The sequence below is a fragment of the Leucobacter sp. M11 genome, assembly GCF_035726885.1.
Classification (GTDB): domain Bacteria; phylum Actinomycetota; class Actinomycetes; order Actinomycetales; family Microbacteriaceae; genus JAPFRB01.
The window spans coordinates 60,480-77,903 of the sequence record NZ_JAPFRB010000004.1; the positions used below are offsets into that span (position 1 = coordinate 60,480).

The following is a 17,424-nucleotide window of genomic DNA, read 5'->3' on the forward strand; positions in this document are numbered from 1 at the left end:
GATCGCCTGGCTGAGTACGATGTCGGGGTCTTTATCCTGAAACCAATCAACTTCAATTACGAGTGGGCGCTACCGAACAAGCTCTTTGATTTTGTTCAAGCACGTCTCGGCGTGATCGTTGGTCCCTCAGCCGAGATGGCCGAGGTCGTTCGAGCCGGAGGGTTTGGGGTCGTCACAGAAAACTTCTCCCCGAATGCTCTCGCTCAGACGCTCAACAACGTGCGAACAGAGCAGGTTGACGAGTGGAAACAACGCGCGCACGCGGCGGCGCACGCTTTGTCCGCCGAGGAACAAGTGATCGGGTGGAAGCGGGCGATCGACCGTTTGGCGAGGGGGAAGTAACATGACTCCGACGCCACTGGTAGAGGTCGTGATTGCCGTACATGATCCGCGTCGCCCAGTGCTTCGCGCGATTCGTTCCGTCCTGGCAGCGGGCCGCGAGGACATCCGCGTCAGCGTGGTGTGCCACGGAATCGCTCCGGAAGAAATACCCGGGTTGACCGAGCTCACTGGCGGGACGGCTTCACACCTGGTTCGCCTCCTGCCTTTTTCGGATGGTGTTCGGAGCCCGGCGGGACCGTTCAATCACGGCATTGAACAGGCAACCGGCCGATACGTCTCCGTGATGGGCAGTGACGACTGGCTCGCTCCTGGAGCGCTCAACGCGTGGGTGGAACTTTCTCTCGAGAAGGACCTCGATATTTTCCTCGCGGGACTGCAGCATCAGCATGGAACTCAGCTACGGAACCCTCCGGTCCGTCCCTGGCGACGCCATCATCTTGACACGGTGAAGGACCGGCTGTTTCATCGCTCCGCTCCGCTTGGCCTCCTCAAACGGAGCCTCTTCGCTGACCCGGTGATTCGGTTTAGCGAGGGACTCGCAACCGGAGAGGACCTGGTCGTGAGCACGCTGTTGTTCGCCCGTGCGAAACGGATTTCTGTCGGGCTCGATTTGCCCCGATACATCATCGGAAGCGATGCTTCAGATAGGGTCACGGCGAGCCCACACACGATGCTCGCCGTCCTTGCGCCATTGACGTTGTTGAGGCAGAGTGATTCATTCCGCAACCTCCCGGGACGGGTCCGGATTGCTGCGCAGACAGCACGCATCAAAGGCAGCATTCTCCAAAACGCAGTGCATCGTACCGATTCCGATGCCTGGACGGACGAGGCGCTTGCGGAGATTCGAGAGCACATGGGGGGCGAGCAACGGGAGATTCGTGCGGCAGTTGCGGCACTCCCTCGGTCTCAACGGCGGCTGCTCGACGCACTCTCTGCTCAGGGGCAAACCTCTGTGGGAGCGGCCGAAGCCGTGAGAGTTTCTCTGCAGGACGGTCGCATCGATCGTCTGTTCCCACGGCAGCTGCGCTACAGTCTGCACCGAGAAAGCACTCTGGTGCGCTACCTTGGATACGCGCTCGCCAGGCTCAACGGGTAAATCATGATCTGTTCGCAAGACAGGAAAAGGTATCCGTTCACCATTCAACAGAGGACCGGTGTGTTTCAATGCTTCCTCAGGGCATAACTCGTATTGCAGGCCGACTTGCCCGGATCATGCCGGACGGTGTACTCCGCGCACTCCTCCCTGGGCGCTACAGGTATGACCCGGCAAAGATGACGGTGGTGACTCCTCCTGTGACTCCGGTTCGACTGTTTATTGGGCCCGTGAACTACGCCGGGCAGGGGTACGCGTGGGCGCGCGCGGTTGAACAGAACCTGGACGAGGTCGGCGCGGTGTCAATGGCCTACACCGGGATCGGTGAGTTTGGCTTTCCCGTCGACCAGTCGGTTCCGGCAACCGGGTATGTGCTGTCGAAAACCTGGCAACGCGAGCAAGCAGAAGCGGTTGCCTCCGGCTTTACCCACGTGATGGCTGAGGCAGAACGCCACCTCTTCGGGCGGGTCTATGACCAGAGTGTCGAAGATCAGCTGCGCGCGCTCGAAGCGGCCGGGGTGCGCGTCTGCATGCTCGCCCATGGGTCGGATATTCGGCTCCCGTCACGGCACGCCGCGGCAGAGCCACTGTCGCCGTTCCGTGACGGAGAATGGCAGATGACCGAGCAATTAGAACGGGAAGCGCGAAAAAACCGTGCGCTTCTCGAAGAGCTCGGGTATCCCGTGTTCGTGTCGACGCTCGGACTCCTGCCTGACGTCCCGGACGGGGCCGAATGGCTTCCCGTCGTTGTTGACCCGAGCCGCTGGGCTCCTGGCGCAGAGATTTTGCAGCGAAATGTGCCCGTTATTCTGCACGCGCCCAGCCGAGGGTTGGTGAAAGGGAGCGCGCTCATCGACCCGGTTCTGCAACGAATGCATGATGATGGAGAAATCGTGTACCGACGCGTCAGCGGTATCCCCGCGCACGAGATGCCTGCGGCGATTCGGGAGGCAGACCTGGTCCTCGACCAATTCCGGATTGGTGATTACGGGGTGGCAGCTTGTGAAGCCATGCTCGCAGAACGTCTGGTCGTGAGCCACGTCACAGAAGATGTTCGGAATCAGGTACTCACCCGAACTGGTCGTGCTCTTCCCATACTGCAAGCTACGCCAGCAACCCTGCAAGCGGTCATCCGGCAGGCGTTGTCTGAACCTGAGCAATCTCGAGCGCTGGCACGCGAAGGACGGAACTTCGCGCTCGACTTCCACGACGGCCGCCGATCCGCCGCGGTCCTCGCCAAGTTTCTCATCACGAACGAACAGGGAACCTCCTGATGAATGCTTCGAAAGACTCACCGCGTCCGAGTCATCGGCCGACACTGTTGATTCTCTCGTTCTCAGAGCTTCGCGCAGACGCGAGACTGCTCAAGCAAATTGCCGGCTTCGCTCCGGACTTCGCGGTCACCACGTGCGGCTACGGGCCAGCACCAGACGGGGTGGAAGAACACCTTCAGCTTTCCGGGGACCACCCGGTTTGGGCCTATGATCGGCTTGCTCTATTGTCGAAGCGATACCGTGCCGCCTACTGGGGGAACCCGGCCATTGCTGAGGCGAGAACGATGCTTGCCGGACGAAGCTTCGACCTCATTCTCGCCAACGATGTCGATCCGGCGGGGATCGCTCTGGAACTCTCGCCACGCTTTGGGGTGCACATGGACCTCCACGAGTATTCACCCAGGCAAAAAGAGGACTTGCTGAGATGGAGACTGTTCGTCGCTCCCTTCATTCGATGGATGATCCGCAGCTATGTCGCTCGGGCTCAGTCGTGGAGCACCGTTTCGGGCGGGCTCGCAAGAGAATACCAACGGGCGTTTGGATTCCGACCCGAACTCGTGACTAACGCGTCCCCATATCACGACTTAGCTCCTGGGGAGGTTTCTCGGCCAATTCGATTGGTGCACTCGGGGGCGGCACTTCGCGATCGCAAACTGGAAATCATGCTTGACGCGCTCGAACTGAGCAGCGCGGAGGTCACACTCGACCTGTTCCTCACCCCCAACGACCCCGAGTACGTTGCCGAGCTCCGGGCGCGCGCGACCGAGTCCACGAATCTTACGGTCCACGACCCGGTGGCCTACGAAGAACTCATTCCGCGCTTGAACGAATACGACGTCGGCGTATTCGTGCTTGAGCCTGTGAACTTCAGTTATCGTTGGGCACTCCCGAATAAACTCTTTGATTTTGTGCAGGCGCGCCTGGGAATGATCGTAGGGCCCTCGCCAGAAATGCGAGATATGGTCATCGAGCATCGTCTCGGGGCGGTAGCAAACAGTTTCGGGCCAACAGACCTCGCCGCTGAGTTTAACCGATTGACCAGAGAACAAGTAGCCGAGTGGCAACACGCAGCCGATCGGGCGGCGAGGGAGCTCTCAAGTGAGTCTCAAGTGGCAGCCTGGAGGCACGCTTTGGAAGTACTGTTGCGCAAGGGGACCGAATCAGAGCGCCGTCAGGCTGAACGGGGGAAGGGTAAGTGAAGGTGTCTCTACCGCCGAGCAAGGGCGCGGTCGGCCGAGTCAAAGCCCTCCTGGGGGCCGCAATCCACCGACTCCCTGAGCCGGTTGCTCTCCGGTTAAACCCGGCACGGTACGGATACACGATGGCAGATATTCCTCAGCCATCGCCCATCCCAGACTCGCAGGTACGGCTCTACATCGCTCCGGTCAACTTCGCCGGTCAGGGCTGGGAATGGGCGAGGGCTGCAGAACGTATCACCGGAGTCGGCGCAACCAGCATGCATTACACCGTCCCAGGAGATTTCGGTTTCCCCGGCGACACAGTGGTGCCCGTTGCTGTTTTTTCTCGGTCGAAGCGGTGGCAACGTGCCCAATTTGACCGTGTGAGTACGAATTATTCTCACGTGCTTATCGAGGCTGAGCGCCCAATCTTCGGCACGCTGTTCGGGGAAGACCCCGTCAGAGAAGCTCGAGCATTACGCGCGCGAGGAATCACGGTGGGGATGGTGTCTCACGGCAGCGATCTCCGGCTTCCCAGCAGGCACCGGGACACTGATCAGTGGTCCCCGTTCCACGATGAGGATTGGGAGGAAATCCCACGCCTCGAGCGACAAGCACGCAACCACCGACGGGTGCTCAGCGATATCGGTGCGCCAGTGTTCGTCTCCACATCCGATCTGATGCTCGACTGGCCCGAAGCGAAGTTGCTTCCGGTCGTCGTCGACCTAGAACCGTGGTCGAGCGGGGAACCTCCGCTCCTCAGAACGGTGCCTGTCGTTCTTCACGCACCCAGCAAGGCAAGAATCAAAGGAAGTCAGCTGATCGATCCCGTTCTCACTGCTCTTCATGACGACGGAAAGATTGAGTACCGACGCGTCGAGGGAATACCCGCACAGGAAATGCCTGAACACGTTCGAGACGCAGACATCGTTCTGGAACAGTTCCGGATCGGGAACTATTCTCGAGCCGCTGTGGAAGCGCTCGCCGCGGGGAGGGTCGTCATCGGTCACGTGCATGATCAGGTCCGTGATCACGTCCTCATGGAGACCGGGTGCGAGCTTCCCGTTGTTGAGGCAACTCCGGACACGTTGAGAGCCGTCTTGGAAGACATCTTGGATCGGCGGGAACCCTTTCGTGAGATCGCGGCGCATGGGCCGGCCTTCGCTCGAAGCGTTCACGACGGAAATTTCTCAGCCAGTGTGCTGCGGGAACACCTGCTACGACAGCCGGAAACGAGCGGGAGCGCAAAATGACGGGGGCGAGCCTCCCAGGTCCTGAACCGCTCGTCGACCTGATTGTTGCCGTGCACACCCCAGAACGGGATGTTTCACGCGCGGTGAACTCTGTGCTTCATGAGACCCGTGCACCCGTTCGCGTGACTGTGGTGTGCCACAACACACCGGTAGCGGGCATTGCGGCCAGCCTCGGTTCCGCTGCCCATGACCGGCGAGTTCGCCTCGTGGAGCTGCAGGACGGTGTCCGCAGTCCCGCCGGTCCCTTCAACCGCGGGTTGGAACTCGCGACTGCCCCGTATGTTTCTGTCCTCGGCTCCGATGATGAGCTCGCTCCGGGTGCCATCGATTCCTGGTTGGATCGAGCGGAACGCTCTGGCGCGGGAGCCGTGCTTGCTCGGGTGCAACATGCGGGTGGGAAGACAGTCCCCTCGCCGCCGAGCCGTCCGTTTCGTCAGCGAGCACTGCACCCCGTGCGCGACCGCTTGAACTACCGATCTGCCCCCTTGGGGTTGGTCTCACGAGTGCAGTTTCCAGATTTAAGGTTCACAACAGGCGTCCGAACCGGAGAAGACATTGGGTATGTCACCGTGCTCTGGCACTCGGGGAAAACCATTGAGTATGATCGACGCGGACCCGCCTACCTGATTCACGCAGACGGGGCTGAACGCGTGACAACGTTGGCTCCACCAATTCAAGATGACCTAGAATTTCTCGAGCCGTTGCTGGGGAGTCGGGTCTACCAAGAGCTTGGGGACCAAGCGCAGGCAAGTTTGCTGGTCAAAACGTTCCGGAGTACGCTGTTCAGCCTCGTTCAGAACCGTCCGCATGTGCACCAGTGGCCGCTGGAACAACGAGAGCGACTTGCCGCGGTTTCGGAGCTGCTCTACCAGGAGCTGAGTGGCACACGTCAGGGCCTTCGTGTGCTCTCTCGGGCGGATTTCTGTTTGCTCGACCTGATGCGAAACAGCGAGACCCCCACGGAGGAAATGTTGATTGCCGCAAACGCGAGACGGTTGTTTTTGACCAAGGAGGCGCTCCTCCCGCGGCGGCGAAGAGACGTGTTCCTCCGCGATGCCCCCCTACGCTTCGCGATCGCGTCGGTGCTGGCACGCTGGTAGCGATCGGGGGATATTCCGAGGTGTCCGGGCGTATGCTTAACCCTATGCGTATCGCCGTCGTAGCCACCGGAAAAATCGGTCTGCCCCTCGCCACTCAGTTCGCCTCGATGGGCCACGAGGTCGTGGGCGTGGACATCAACCAGGACCTCGTTGACGTGATCAACTCGGGCATGGAGCCCTTCCCCGGAGAGGCCGGCCTCGCCGAGGCCCTCGCCGAGCTGGTTCCCGCTAGGAAGCTGCGCGCCACCACGGACTACGCCGATGCCATTCCCGGCGCCGATGCCGTGGTGCTCGTCGTGCCCCTGCTGGTCAACGAGGAGACCTGGGCGCCAGACTTTGGCTGGATGGATGTGGCGACCCGCTCGCTCGCCGAGCACCTCACCCCGGGCACGCTCGTCTCCTACGAGACGACGCTCCCCGTCGGCACCACCCGCGGTCGCTGGAAGCCGCTCATCGAGGAGGTCTCCGGCCTCACCGAGGGCGAGGACTTTCACCTGGTGTTTTCCCCGGAGCGCGTGCTCACCGGCCGCGTCTTCGAGGACCTCAAGAAGTACCCGAAGCTCGTCGGCGGTCTGAACGAGGCCGGCACGAAGAAGGCCATCGAGTTCTACGAGGCCGTGCTCACGTTTAACGAGCGCGACGACCTGCCCCGCCCGAACGGGGTCTGGGACATGGGCACCGCCGAGGCTGCCGAGATGGCGAAGCTCGCCGAGACTACCTACCGCGATGTGAACATCGGGCTGGCGAACCAGTTCGCCCGCTACGCGGACACCGCAGGCATCGACGTCTACAAGGTTATCGAAGCCTGCAACTCGCAGCCGTTCAGCCACATCCACCGACCCGGCATCGCGGTCGGTGGCCACTGCATCCCGGTGTACCCGCGCCTGTACCTGTCGACCGACGCCGACGCCGACATCGTGCGCACGGCCCGCAACTACAACGCGACCATGCCCGCCTACGTGGTGGAGCGCATTGAACAGACGATGGGCGACCTCGACGGGGTCCGCGTGGTCGTCCTCGGCGCGGCATACCGAGGCGGTGTGAAGGAGACCGCGGTCTCCGGGGTCTTCCCCACGGTGGAGGAGCTCACGAAGCGCGGCGCGATCGTGACCGTGCACGATCCGCTGTTCAGCGACGAAGAGCTGGCCCGCTACGGCTTCACGGCGCACACCATCGGCGAAGCGGTTGACGTCGCGATCCTGCAGGCCGACCACGCGGAGTACCGCGAACTCGGCCCGGCCAACTTCCCCGGAATCAAGCTGTTTGCCGACGGACGCAACGCCACTGACCCCGCCGCCTGGAAGGGTGTGCCCCGGATCGTGATCGGCTCCGGCCAGTAACACCCAGACGCAATCCACAGCTCAGGCGCCAAGGGTTCTCCCCTGGCGCCTGAGCTGTGAGTTGCGCGAGCGGGAACGGTTACGCAATGAAGCGGCCGAGCCGTGGCATCCGGCGCAGCAGCATCGCGACCAGCAGGCTGGGGACGAGGATCATCAGCGCCAGCAACGGCACCGAGGAGACCGGGTGCGCAAAGGCGGTCGTGATCCCGAACTGCTGGTACCCCCACTGAAACAGGGGATGCACCAGGAAGATGCCGAAGGAATACGTGGACAGCGTACTGACTACGTGGCCCGGCCGGGCCTGCGGCCGAGACTCGGACCATGCTTTGACGCCCAGGAACACGGCCACCGCGGAGAGGACGACTCCGGGGGTGAGATAGTCGTACAGGAGCCCGTTCGGCTCGTTCCCACGCTGGGTCAACCAGGACGTTCCCACCGCCGTGACGACGATCCCGGCTGCGCCGAGCGCGAAGGCCCAGCGGAGCTGCTTCGGGGACACCCGTGCGGTGCTGAGAAGATAGCCGAGCACGAAGTACAGCGTGTAGCCCAGCACGAGCTGGAGCTGCATCGTATCGAGGACGGTTTGCAGGAGTTTTCCCGCGAGCGGCACGTGGGTGAGCAAGGGGAGAACTGACGCAAAGACACCGGCGAGCCCGACAAAGTACCAGGCTGTTGTTCGGTCGGTCACCACCCGACGCAGAATCGGTGTGACCAGGTACAGGCCGACCAGGGCAAAGAGGAACCACAGATGGTAGTGGCCCAGAACGATCTGCGTCGCGAGCGAGACGAGGGTGCCGGTACCGCCAGGGCCGTAGGTACCCACCAGCGCGAAAAACACGGACCAGACCACGAACGCTACCAGGAGACGCGGCAGACTCTTCCGGAAGAGGGATCGCCAGGTGACGTTTCGTTTTGGATCGAGAAAGAGGGAGCCGCTGATCATAAAGAACACTGGCACGGAGAAGCGCACCGCGCTGTCCGCCCAGTTTAGTGTTTGCCACGCTGAGCCGCTGGGATCGAAGGTCGACCAGTTCCATGCGGCCGCGTGTAGCACGACGACGGCAACGATGGAGATCGCGCGGAGCCGGTCAAGGTAGGCCAGTCGCCCGAGATCCGAAACGGCGGCCGGGGGTGTGGGAGAACGCATAGCCTGAGTTTAGGCCAGCGGCTGGCCGGGGAAGCGGGACTTCGTGTACTCCTTGTCGTCGAACCGGATGAAGTAGTCGCGCAGCGGGAGGCCCTGCTCCTCGATCGTGAACCGGGGGAACAGCACCGACACGAATGTGCACTCAAAGACCAGGAGTGCGTCGGCGCCGAGCAGGTGGGCGCGGGGCCAGTTCCAGCTGGTAACCGGGTTGTTCATCTCGCAGAGGGTGCCGTCGATGTACTTCACCAGGGAACAGGCGAAGGGCACCTCCCGTTCCAGGACGCGGGAGGCCCGCTCGCGCTGCTCTATGAGGAGGCGGAGCGCCGTGGGGCCGGGGTAGCAGTCGGCGTCCATGCCCCAGACGTGATCGGCGCCGAGTTCCATACCCATTCTCCAGGGTCGAGGCGCTCACGAAACGCGGTGCGATCGTCACCGTGCACGATCCAATGTTTAGCGACGATGAGCTGGCCCGATACGTCTTCAGACGGACATCCTTGGCGAAGAGGTGGACGTCACGATTTTGTAGGCCGACCACGCGGAGTACCGCGAACTCGGTCCGGCGAACTTCCCCGGAATCAATTTGCTTGCCGAGGGCCGGAACACCACCGACCCCGCCGCTTGGAGGGCGTACCCTGCATCGTGATGGGAGCCGGTCAGTATTCCCCCGGCTGCGCGACTGGGCCCGTTCTGCGATGAGTCAGGGAGTGCGGGCTCATTTATTTGAGTTCACAAGAGTTGCGGTCCAGGGACAGGTCCCCCGACAGACCGGTGAAACCCGCAGCGGCTCTGAGAACGGCTCAAGATAAACGAGTGACCCCCCCCCACGTATTACGTTTAGTGACCCGGGCTGGAGCTCAGAGCCTGTTCCTGGGCGTGCCGAGCATTCTTGCTCGACTCTCGCCTATCCCACCATTTCCGCATACGACGCTCGACTGGTTTTTCTAGGCAGCTGTGCATGGCCCAGGAGGCGAGTAGGGCAAGGATGAACACGAGCGCCTGCCAACCAATGTTTGTCCAGGAAATCGCTTGGGCGCCGAACCCGGCAAGGAAGACATACATGATGGTCGCGTGCACCAAATAGAAGCAGAACGACCACTCGCCCAGCTTCACGAGGATCGGATGCCTGAGAAGAGAACGTCCTCCCCGGATATCCCGGCATGCTATCGAGACAATCGTGAAGGAGAAGATCACGATGATCCACTCGTTGGCCGTTAACTGGGCCCAACGACTGAGAGGATCAGCGAGTCCGAACCGTGCCGCGAGCACGAGCCACACCAGCAGTGCACCCCCCGCGAAATAGCACCAGATTGGTTTGATTCGTGGGAGCCAGCCGTGTCTCATCGCATGAGCCAGGCCGATGCCGATAATAAACTCGCTCACTCTGGTGATCGGGAGCGGAAGCGCCGCCAGCCAAGACCCTGGGAACAGGATCACCCCGACGCGAAAGAGGAACGCTGCACAAACGACGGCAAGCGTGAGCGTCAGTGCTCCTCGAGCACGGAACCCCCGGAAGAGCCGGTACAGCGCTGGGTGGAGCGCGTAGAAGAACGCTTCGCAGGTGAGCGTCCAAGCCGCGGGGTTCCCAGAGAAGAGAATGCTGGGCTCATTTGACCAGCCTTGAACGAGGAATACGGAGAGGAGGAGCACTCCTATTGAGAGCGGCTTTACCCACCACTGCGAAGGATCGGGGGTGACATGGTAGAACACAGGGATAGCCAGGAGTAACGCAAAGAGGTGCGCCGGGTAAATCCGAGCAAACCGACGCCACCAAAACGTTGTCGGACGCGTTCCCGGTTTTGCAGACCAGGTCAGGACGAACCCCGAGAGGATAAAGAAGAACGTGACTCCGTAGTTTCCGAAGGGAAGGAGCGGCCCAATGACCGGCAACGGAGCAAACACGCGTAGGTGAAACAGAAAGACGGCAAAAGCCGCCCACCATCTCAGACCGGTGAGCGAGTCTAATCGTGTGGGGAGGGGTTCAGGCGGCACAGGAACGATGCTAGCGTTCTTGTCGCGACCCCGGGGACGGTGCGCCGGGGAAGCGCGGCTTCGGGTTGAAGGTCCGGGCGGACCAGAGAGCCTTGCGCATCCGCTTCTGCACGGGCTTGGCTACCTTGCCCTCGCGCATCTGTAGGATGACGTGCCGGACGTAGTTGATGTAGGGCCAGCGACCCTCGTAGTGGCGACGGAAAGACGCCTGGTTCCGGGCTCCCTTCTCGAACTTCCAGAGGTTCTCCTCGGTCACCTGACGGTAGTTGACCCCGGCGTTCACCCCCATGTCGTGCACGACCTCAGAGGCCAGCACGATGATGCCGGGCCCGTAGGCCCGCTCCAGGCGCTTGGTGTATTCCTTGTCGTCGAACCAGATGAAGTAGTCGCGCAGGGGCAGACCCTGCTCCTGGATCGTGAAGCGGGGGAAGAGCACCGAGACGAAGGTGCACTCGATCACCAGCAGGGCATCGGCACCAAGGAGGTGGGCGCGGGGCCAGTCCCAGCTCATCACGGGGTTGTTCATCTCGCAGAGGGTGCCGTCGATGTACTTCACGAGCGAGCACGCGAAGGGCACCTCCCGCTCGAGAACCCGAGAGGCCTGCTCGCGCTGCTCGATCAGCAGCCGAAGTGCGCTGGGGTCCGGGTAGCAGTCGTCGTCCATGACCCAGACGTGATCCGCCCCGAGCTCGTAACCCTTCTCCATGCCCATTTCGAAGCCGCCGGCCCCGCCGATGTTTTCCGGCAGGTGCATGACCACGAGGCCGGGGAAGCCCTGCGCGCTCAGCCCGTCAAGGTACTCGCCGGTGCCGTCGCTGGAGTTGTTGTTGACGACGACGATCCACTCGGGCGCGTGGTCCTGCGCGCGCACGGTCTCGAGGGTCTTCGGCAGCTTCGCGAGGCGATTGAAGGTGACGATGACCGCGGCGACGCGGTTGCTCGTGGGGGACAGCTCTGGGGCGGCTGGTGCGGGCGTGGAGCCGGGAGCGTTGGTCATGGCTGCGTGGGTTCCTTCGGGGTCGTGCGGGTCTCAACGGGTGCGGTGGTCTCGGTGGGGGCGGAGGCGCGCTGCTTGGTGGCGTTGGCGAAGCTCTGCTCCGCGAGGTCGAGCAGCTCGGTGACGCGCAGGCTGTCCCGGCGGAACTCGTCGAGCTCGCTCTCCAACGCGACGACGCGGGCGCGGAGCGACTCCAGCTCGACCGTGTCCGGGTGGGTGGTGGCTCTGGCGAAGAGCCGCTTGAGACGGTTCATGATGGGTTCCCCTTCGGGTGCGGACTCGGGGGGCGTCGCCCCGAGGGTAAAGACGACGCCGACGGGTGCTCGCTTGGCGTCCTCGGGTGCGTGGTCGGTGAGCTCGGTGAACGCGCAGGCGATGTCGTGCGCCGCGGCCTCGGCCCGGAGCTGACGTTCGCTCAGGTGCCACCCCGTCGGATCGCCGAAGGTCACATCGGGAGCGGGACGGGTGTGCACCGTGGCCACGGCGCTGCCCCCGGACTCGAGCGCGGCGCGGACGATGCGCCAGGTGTTGTCCCGGGCCTCGTGGCCGATCTGCTCAATGAGGTGGTTCATCGTGACGTCGATGGCCCCCTCGATCCCGAACTGGCGGGTGAGGCCCAGCGAGAGCAACCGGTTCAGGTTGAGATGCCCGAACTCAAGGTTTTCCGGTAGTTCCTCGCGGGTGGCCAGCGTGAGCGCCGCGGGGGAGTAATCGAGCCCGATCGTGCGCCGATCCGGGCGCTGCCGGGCCAGGCGTGCCGTGAGCTCGCCGGTGCCGGAACCCAGGTCAACGAGCGTCGGGGCTCGGAAGGTGGCCCCGCGCTGGGCGATCCAGTTCGCGCCGGTCTCCCAGCGGGAAGCGGAGTCCTCGTCGAGGGTCTCGTTCCAGAAATCGCGCTGGAAGTTAAAGGAACCAAACCAGTTCTTGAAGCGCCGTTGCGTCTCCCGCGGGGTGCCGAGGCGGTAGCCGGGGATCGGGGTGCGCCAGTTCTCGTCGTAGTTGATCGTCAGCCAGCGGTTGGTGTCCGCGGGCGCCGGGAACTCGACCCCCTCGATCGTGACCGTGGAGAACGGCAACATCTGCTCGGGGGCCATCTCGCCGCGCACGTGGAAGGGCTGGTTGATGTGCCCGTCATCCGTGAAGAAGGCGGCAAAGACGTCAACGTAGTGGTCGACGGAGCCGGAGTCGTTGTAGAAGTACAGCTGCATGTGGGTGGCGCTGTGTCGCACCACGTGGTGCCCCAACTCGATGAGCTTGCGACCGACGACGAAGCCCTCGCGGGCGACGTCCGCCGGGCTCGTGTGCTCGGAGAGGTAGGCAATGTCAGCGTCGTCGTCGTGGGGGAGGAGCGACTCGGATCGTACGGCGCCGAGCAGGGTGCCGCCGACGACGAAGGGGCGCAACCCCATGTCACGGAGCTGCTGGACAACCTCGACGCTCCGGTCGATGATGCGGCGCTGGAAAGAGTCGTCCACGCCGTCGAGCGTCTTCCCGAGCCGGCCCCACTTGTTGATCGCGAGCCGGTTCCCCTCGGCGTCGAGGACGGTCGTGCGCGCCTCACCCACGGTGAAGCGGTGCGTGACCTCGGCCAGGCTCCGCTCGGAGGCGGAATCTCGGAGCGTGATCCGGCTCTCCCCCACGAGGTAGGGCAGGAGCGGGGCCGGCCAGGGGACCCGGATGCGCTCCTGCTCGGGCAGATCCCGCAGATCCAGGGACCAGACGCGATGGTCGTCAAAGAGGATGTCGACGGAGATCACGTCGTCCGGAGCGGCGTCGAAGCCGATTCCGCGCGCGGAAATGCTGAGATTCATGGAGTGAGTTTCGTGTGCCGGGAGTGTGTGGAACTGCTTAACACTATCCCACCAACCGGGGAATTCCCGGGAAAGCAGGGGCAACCGGGGAGGGGCCCGCTCGCGAGCGGCTAGGCTGTTTCTCATGGATCTTCTCGTCGTTGGCTCTGGTTTCTTTGGTCTCACCGTGGCGGAGCGCATCGCCGCCGAATCCGGCAAGAATGTGACGGTGATTGACCGCCGCAGTCACATCGGCGGCAACGCCTACTCCGAGGCCGAGCCCGAGACGGGCATCGAGGTGCACCGCTACGGCGCGCACCTCTTCCACACCTCGAACGAGACCGTGTGGGAGTACGTGAACCGCTTCACCGAGTTCACGAACTACGAGCACAAGGTGTACTCGAACTTCAAGGGCGAGGTCTACCCCCTGCCGATCAACCTCGGCACGATCAATCAGTTTTTCCGAAAGGCCCTCGGCCCCGAGGAGGCGCGCGCGCTCATCGCCGAGCAGGCCACCGAGTTCGACACGAAGTCGGCCCAGAACCTGGAGGAGAAGGGCATCTCCCTGATCGGACGCCCCCTCTACGAGGCCTTCATTCGCGATTACACCTCCAAGCAGTGGCAGACGCCCACCACCGAACTGCCGGCCGAGGTCATCAGCCGCCTCCCCGTGCGCTACAACTACGACAACCGCTACTTCTCGGACACCCACGAGGGCCTCCCGAAGGACGGGTACACCGCGTGGCTGGAGCGGATGGCCGATCACCCCCGCATCACGGTCAAGCTCGACACCGACTTCTTCGACGAGTCCCAGCCGCTGAACAAGAAGGACACCGTCGGTCAGGTGCCCGTCGTCTACACCGGCCCCGTCGACCGCTACTTCGACTACGCCGAGGGCGAGCTGGGCTGGCGCACCCTGGACTTCGAGCAGGAGGTGCTCCCGGTCGGCGACTTCCAGGGCACCAGCGTGATGAACTACGCCGACTCCGACGTGCCCTACACGCGGATCCACGAGTTCCGGCACTTCCACCCCGAGCGGGAATACCCGACGGACAAGACCGTCATCATGCGCGAGTTCTCCCGCTTCGCCGAGCGCGAGGACGAGCCGTACTACCCCGTGAACACCCCCGCCGACCGCGAGCGTCTGCTGGCCTACCGGGCGCTGCAGGACGGCGAGAACGACGTCTTCTTCGGTGGGCGCCTCGGCACCTACCAGTACCTCGACATGCACATGGCTATCGGCTCCGCCCTCAGCATGTACAACAACAAGCTGCAGGAGCGCTTCGCCAACTAGCGCGAGCGCCGCAGCGGAACACTGAGCGAGGCCCCGGGACCCCCGGGGCCTCGCTCCGTTTTCGGGCTGTTGCGGAGCGGGCGGACCGGGTACCCTGGCCCCGTGATCTCCGTGCCCGAATCCAGCCTCGTGGTCACCGTGCTGGGTGCGCCGGGTGCCCGGAACGAGTTCTCGGCGAAGCTCACCTCGGCGGTGCCCGAGATCCTCGTGCGCCCGCTCACGCTGGCCGACGAGGCCCTCGCCCGCTCCCTCTCCGCGGGCAGCCACCTCGTGGTGGCGCTGGCAAAGCGCCAGCGGACGTCGCTCTCGGTCGCCGCACACATCGACGCCTTCATCGAGTACCCCGGCGACGCCGAGCGTATGATACGGCGCTGCGCGGACATGGCCCGACGCTTGAACGACGGGCGGCTGCCCGCCGAGGCACCCCCGCAGCTCGAGCCCTGGTCCCGCACCTGGCCCATCACGGCACGACGGCTGAGCCGCCGGGTGCTCCGCGCCTTCTCGCACTCCGGGGCCCGGGTCCAACACATCGGCTCCACCGCGATCCCCGGCCTGCCCGCGCCGCCGGTCATCGAGCTGCAACTCGCCGTGCCCCGCCTGATCGACCTGGACCTGCGCGCCGGGGCGCTCGCCGCCGCCGGTCTCGTGGATGCCCGCGCGCAGAGCCCCGATGCCCCCGGGGTGCTCGTGGACCGGCCCCGGGGCGAGGCGGCGGGCACCGCGGAGTGGCCGAAGCGGCTCCTCGTCGGCGTGGACGAGGAGCAGCGCTTCGTCGTGCACGGCCGCGCCTTCGGCTCCCCGGGCTGGCGCTTCGCCCTGATGTTTCGGGACTGGCTGCGGAACGATCCGGGAGCCCGCGCCGAGTACGCGGCCCTCTCCATGCGGCTCGCGGACCGCCCGGATGACCCCGCGGCCGCGGACGCGCTCTTGCGCCCCCTGGACGAGTGGCTGGACGAGGCCGCCGAGCGTGCCGAGCACTGGGCCTCCCGCTCGGGCTGGGTCGTCGAACGCTCGGGCTGAGCCCGCGGGCTACGGGGCCCGCAGCGGCTCCGCCAGGGGCACGCCGATCGCCTCGCTGAGCTTCGCGCCGAGCGCCGGGGCGAGCGACTGGGAGAAGCTTCGGGAGAGGTGATCGGCGTCGAAGTACACGGGGACCCCGCCCACGACGGCGAAGCAGCGCTCCGCGGAACAGAACCGCTCGCTCAGGTCCACGACGGCGATGCCCGGGTCCGGCAGCGACGCGGCGGCCTCGGCGAGCGGATCCGCGGGCAGCGCCTCGGCGCGCGGGGCGGAGCACTCGGCGGGGGCGTCGGGCCGCTGCTCGACGCACGCCGCGGTGAGCTGCCCCGAGCTGACCGGGACATCGCGGAGCACGACGACCCGAGTCCCCTCGGCGGCCCAGGCGCGCAGCCGCTCGACCGAGGGGCCGCGGTACTGCTCGAGCTGCGCTCGGTCCGTGCCGTCGTCAACGGTCTCCGCGGCGCCGAAGGCGGAGACGAGGACGAGGTCGGGCGCGTCCCGGCGAATCCGGTCGGTGACCTCCCGGCTCCACTCCTGGCAGCTCGTGGCCTTCGCCGAGTTCTGATCGGCCGTGCCCTTGAACGCGACGCGGGGCAGGTCGACGATGGGGCACCCGCCCTGGAGCGAGCTGGTGACGCGCCAGCCGTTGCCGCGCGCGAGGTCGTAGACGGCGCCCTTCCAGTGCTCGGCGTGCGAGTCGCCGAAGAGCCACACATCGCGGATCTCCTCGCCACCGTCCTCCCCGCTCGGCCCGGCGGCCCCGGAGCCGGCGGAAAAGTCGCAGGCGACGATCGAGGGCGAGCCCCCGGCGAGGATCTGATCCTCCGCCGCGAGCGCGCACTCCTCTGGCGCGAACCAGGGCGTCTCGTGCTCCCCCTGAGCCGGGATCTGGGCGGGGCCGAATGGGTCGGGGCACTCGGCCCCGGGAGCGAGGCTTCCCGCGCCGAAGCAGGGCTCCGCGACGAGCGCCGCCGCGGCCTGGGCGTCCCGCTCCTGCGTGACCGCGGCGCCCCAGCTGACGGTGCTAGCGAGCACGGCGACAACCAGCACGGAGGCGAGGGTCGCGAGGAGGGGGACGCGGGGGCGGCGGCCGACAAAGAGCCTCGTGCGTCCCGGATCCTCGACGAAGCGCTTGGTGAGCCACGCCAGGGCGACCGTGGCCGCGAGAATCACGAGCCGATCCCGGAAACGGAGCTCCCTGCCGAGCAGCGCCGGGGCGAGCACGATGAGCGGCCAGTGCCACAGGTACAGCGAATAGGACAGGTCCCCGGCGAGCTGCACGGGGCGGATCGCGAGCCACGCGGCGGGGGACCAGCGGGGCGACTCCGGCCCCGCGAGGATCACGAGCGCGGTGCCGAGGACCGGCACGAGCGCCCAGGGCCCCGGGAACGGGGTCTCGGTGTCGAAGCTGAGCGCGGAGGCTGCGATCATCGCGAGCCCGAGCCACTGGGCGAGGCCGCGAAGCAGGTGCGCGCGGGAGCCCCGCCACCGCGTTCCGAACCGGCGGAGGAGCCAGGGCACCGCGAGCGCGACGAGCGCCCCCGCCATGAACTCCCACACCCGCGTGAGGGTGTTGAAGTATGCCTCGCTCCGGCTCGTTGCCGTCA

Annotated in this window: 14 protein-coding genes and 2 pseudogenes; 10 read left to right on the forward strand and 6 right to left on the reverse strand. The window is 64.9% G+C overall.

From position 1 onward, the window contains the following. The 8 genes and pseudogenes from OOT08_RS12260 to OOT08_RS12290 form a co-directional block, all read left to right on the forward strand. A pseudogene (locus OOT08_RS12260) lies at positions 1-342 on the forward strand (glycosyltransferase family 1 protein); the annotation flags it as partial. Position 343: 1 nt separating this feature from the next. Continuing rightward, entirely contained in the window at positions 344-1,438 is a 1,095-nt protein-coding gene (locus tag OOT08_RS12265; RefSeq protein ID WP_325093015.1) for a glycosyltransferase family A protein, read from the forward strand. 227 nt (positions 1,439-1,665) lie between these two features. Beyond that, positions 1,666-2,709 (forward strand): glycosyltransferase, encoded by a 1,044-nt coding sequence (locus tag OOT08_RS12270; protein WP_325093016.1) that lies wholly within the window; start codon positions 1,666-1,668, stop codon positions 2,707-2,709. Further along, on the forward strand, positions 2,709-3,908 hold the full coding sequence (locus OOT08_RS12275) for a glycosyltransferase family 1 protein (protein ID WP_325093019.1): 1,200 nt from the start codon (positions 2,709-2,711) through the stop codon (positions 3,906-3,908). The genes OOT08_RS12270 and OOT08_RS12275 overlap by 1 nt, the downstream gene beginning before the upstream one ends. Positions 3,909-4,030: 122 nt before the next feature. Further along, complete coding sequence (locus OOT08_RS12280; protein WP_325093021.1) at positions 4,031-5,140, forward strand: glycosyltransferase; 1,110 nt, start codon at positions 4,031-4,033, stop codon at positions 5,138-5,140. After that, positions 5,137-5,577, forward strand: a pseudogene (locus OOT08_RS19185) (glycosyltransferase family 2 protein); the annotation flags it as partial. The gene OOT08_RS12280 and the pseudogene OOT08_RS19185, both read left to right, overlap by 4 nt. A 213-nt stretch (positions 5,578-5,790) precedes the next feature. Continuing rightward, positions 5,791-6,240 carry a hypothetical protein gene (locus OOT08_RS12285; protein WP_325093022.1) on the forward strand — a complete coding sequence of 150 codons (450 nt, stop codon included), beginning with the start codon at positions 5,791-5,793 and terminating at the stop codon, positions 6,238-6,240. Positions 6,241-6,284: 44 nt separating this feature from the next. Continuing rightward, on the forward strand, positions 6,285-7,580 hold the full coding sequence (locus tag OOT08_RS12290; RefSeq protein ID WP_325093023.1) for a nucleotide sugar dehydrogenase: 1,296 nt from the start codon (positions 6,285-6,287) through the stop codon (positions 7,578-7,580). 79 nt (positions 7,581-7,659) lie between these two features. On the opposite strand, the gene OOT08_RS12295 is transcribed toward OOT08_RS12290, so the two are convergent. From OOT08_RS12295 to OOT08_RS12315, 5 genes are all read right to left on the reverse strand, one after another. Beyond that, complete coding sequence (locus OOT08_RS12295) at positions 7,660-8,727, reverse strand: acyltransferase (RefSeq protein ID WP_325093025.1); 1,068 nt, start codon at positions 8,725-8,727, stop codon at positions 7,660-7,662. A 9-nt stretch (positions 8,728-8,736) separates the two neighbouring features. Then, positions 8,737-9,111, reverse strand: a complete 375-nt coding sequence (locus OOT08_RS12300; protein WP_325093027.1) for a hypothetical protein — start codon at positions 9,109-9,111, stop codon at positions 8,737-8,739. A gap of 450 nt (positions 9,112-9,561) precedes the next feature. Further along, positions 9,562-10,716 (reverse strand): acyltransferase family protein, encoded by a 1,155-nt coding sequence (locus OOT08_RS12305; RefSeq protein WP_325093029.1) that lies wholly within the window; start codon positions 10,714-10,716, stop codon positions 9,562-9,564. A gap of 10 nt (positions 10,717-10,726) precedes the next feature. After that, positions 10,727-11,713: a glycosyltransferase family 2 protein gene (locus tag OOT08_RS12310; protein WP_325093030.1), complete on the reverse strand. Its 987-nt coding sequence runs from the start codon at positions 11,711-11,713 to the stop codon at positions 10,727-10,729. After that, entirely contained in the window at positions 11,710-13,524 is a 1,815-nt protein-coding gene (locus OOT08_RS12315) for a class I SAM-dependent methyltransferase (protein ID WP_325093031.1), read from the reverse strand. Before OOT08_RS12315 ends, OOT08_RS12310 begins: the two co-directional genes overlap by 4 nt. Positions 13,525-13,648: 124 nt before the next feature. Between OOT08_RS12315 and glf the strand changes: the two genes are divergently transcribed. Together glf and OOT08_RS12325 are read left to right on the forward strand one after the other, a co-directional pair. After that, positions 13,649-14,797 (forward strand): UDP-galactopyranose mutase, encoded by a 1,149-nt coding sequence (glf, locus tag OOT08_RS12320; RefSeq protein ID WP_325093033.1) that lies wholly within the window; start codon positions 13,649-13,651, stop codon positions 14,795-14,797. A gap of 102 nt (positions 14,798-14,899) precedes the next feature. Next, entirely contained in the window at positions 14,900-15,817 is a 918-nt protein-coding gene (locus OOT08_RS12325) for a GrpB family protein (RefSeq protein ID WP_325093035.1), read from the forward strand. A 9-nt stretch (positions 15,818-15,826) separates the two neighbouring features. Here the strand turns inward: OOT08_RS12325 and OOT08_RS12330 are convergent. Beyond that, positions 15,827-17,424 (reverse strand): acyltransferase family protein (locus OOT08_RS12330; RefSeq protein WP_325093037.1); only part of this gene is annotated, 1,598 nt, incomplete at its 5' end.

Excerpts from the sequence above, each read along its gene's own strand:
- OOT08_RS12265 (WP_325093015.1), top strand. The coding sequence starts at position 344 with ATGACTCCGACGCCACTGGTAGAGGTCGTGATTGCCGTACATGATCCG.
- OOT08_RS12275 (WP_325093019.1), top strand. The coding sequence starts at position 2,709 with ATGAATGCTTCGAAAGACTCACCGCGTCCGAGTCATCGGCCGACACTG.
- OOT08_RS12280 (WP_325093021.1), top strand. The coding sequence starts at position 4,031 with ATGGCAGATATTCCTCAGCCATCGCCCATCCCAGACTCGCAGGTACGG.
- OOT08_RS12290 (WP_325093023.1), top strand. The coding sequence starts at position 6,285 with ATGCGTATCGCCGTCGTAGCCACCGGAAAAATCGGTCTGCCCCTCGCC.
- OOT08_RS12295 (WP_325093025.1), bottom strand. The coding sequence starts at position 8,727 with ATGCGTTCTCCCACACCCCCGGCCGCCGTTTCGGATCTCGGGCGACTG.
- OOT08_RS12300 (WP_325093027.1), bottom strand. The coding sequence starts at position 9,111 with ATGGAACTCGGCGCCGATCACGTCTGGGGCATGGACGCCGACTGCTAC.
- OOT08_RS12310 (WP_325093030.1), bottom strand. The coding sequence starts at position 11,713 with ATGACCAACGCTCCCGGCTCCACGCCCGCACCAGCCGCCCCAGAGCTG.
- OOT08_RS12315 (WP_325093031.1), bottom strand. The coding sequence starts at position 13,524 with ATGAATCTCAGCATTTCCGCGCGCGGAATCGGCTTCGACGCCGCTCCG.
- glf (WP_325093033.1), top strand. The coding sequence starts at position 13,649 with ATGGATCTTCTCGTCGTTGGCTCTGGTTTCTTTGGTCTCACCGTGGCG.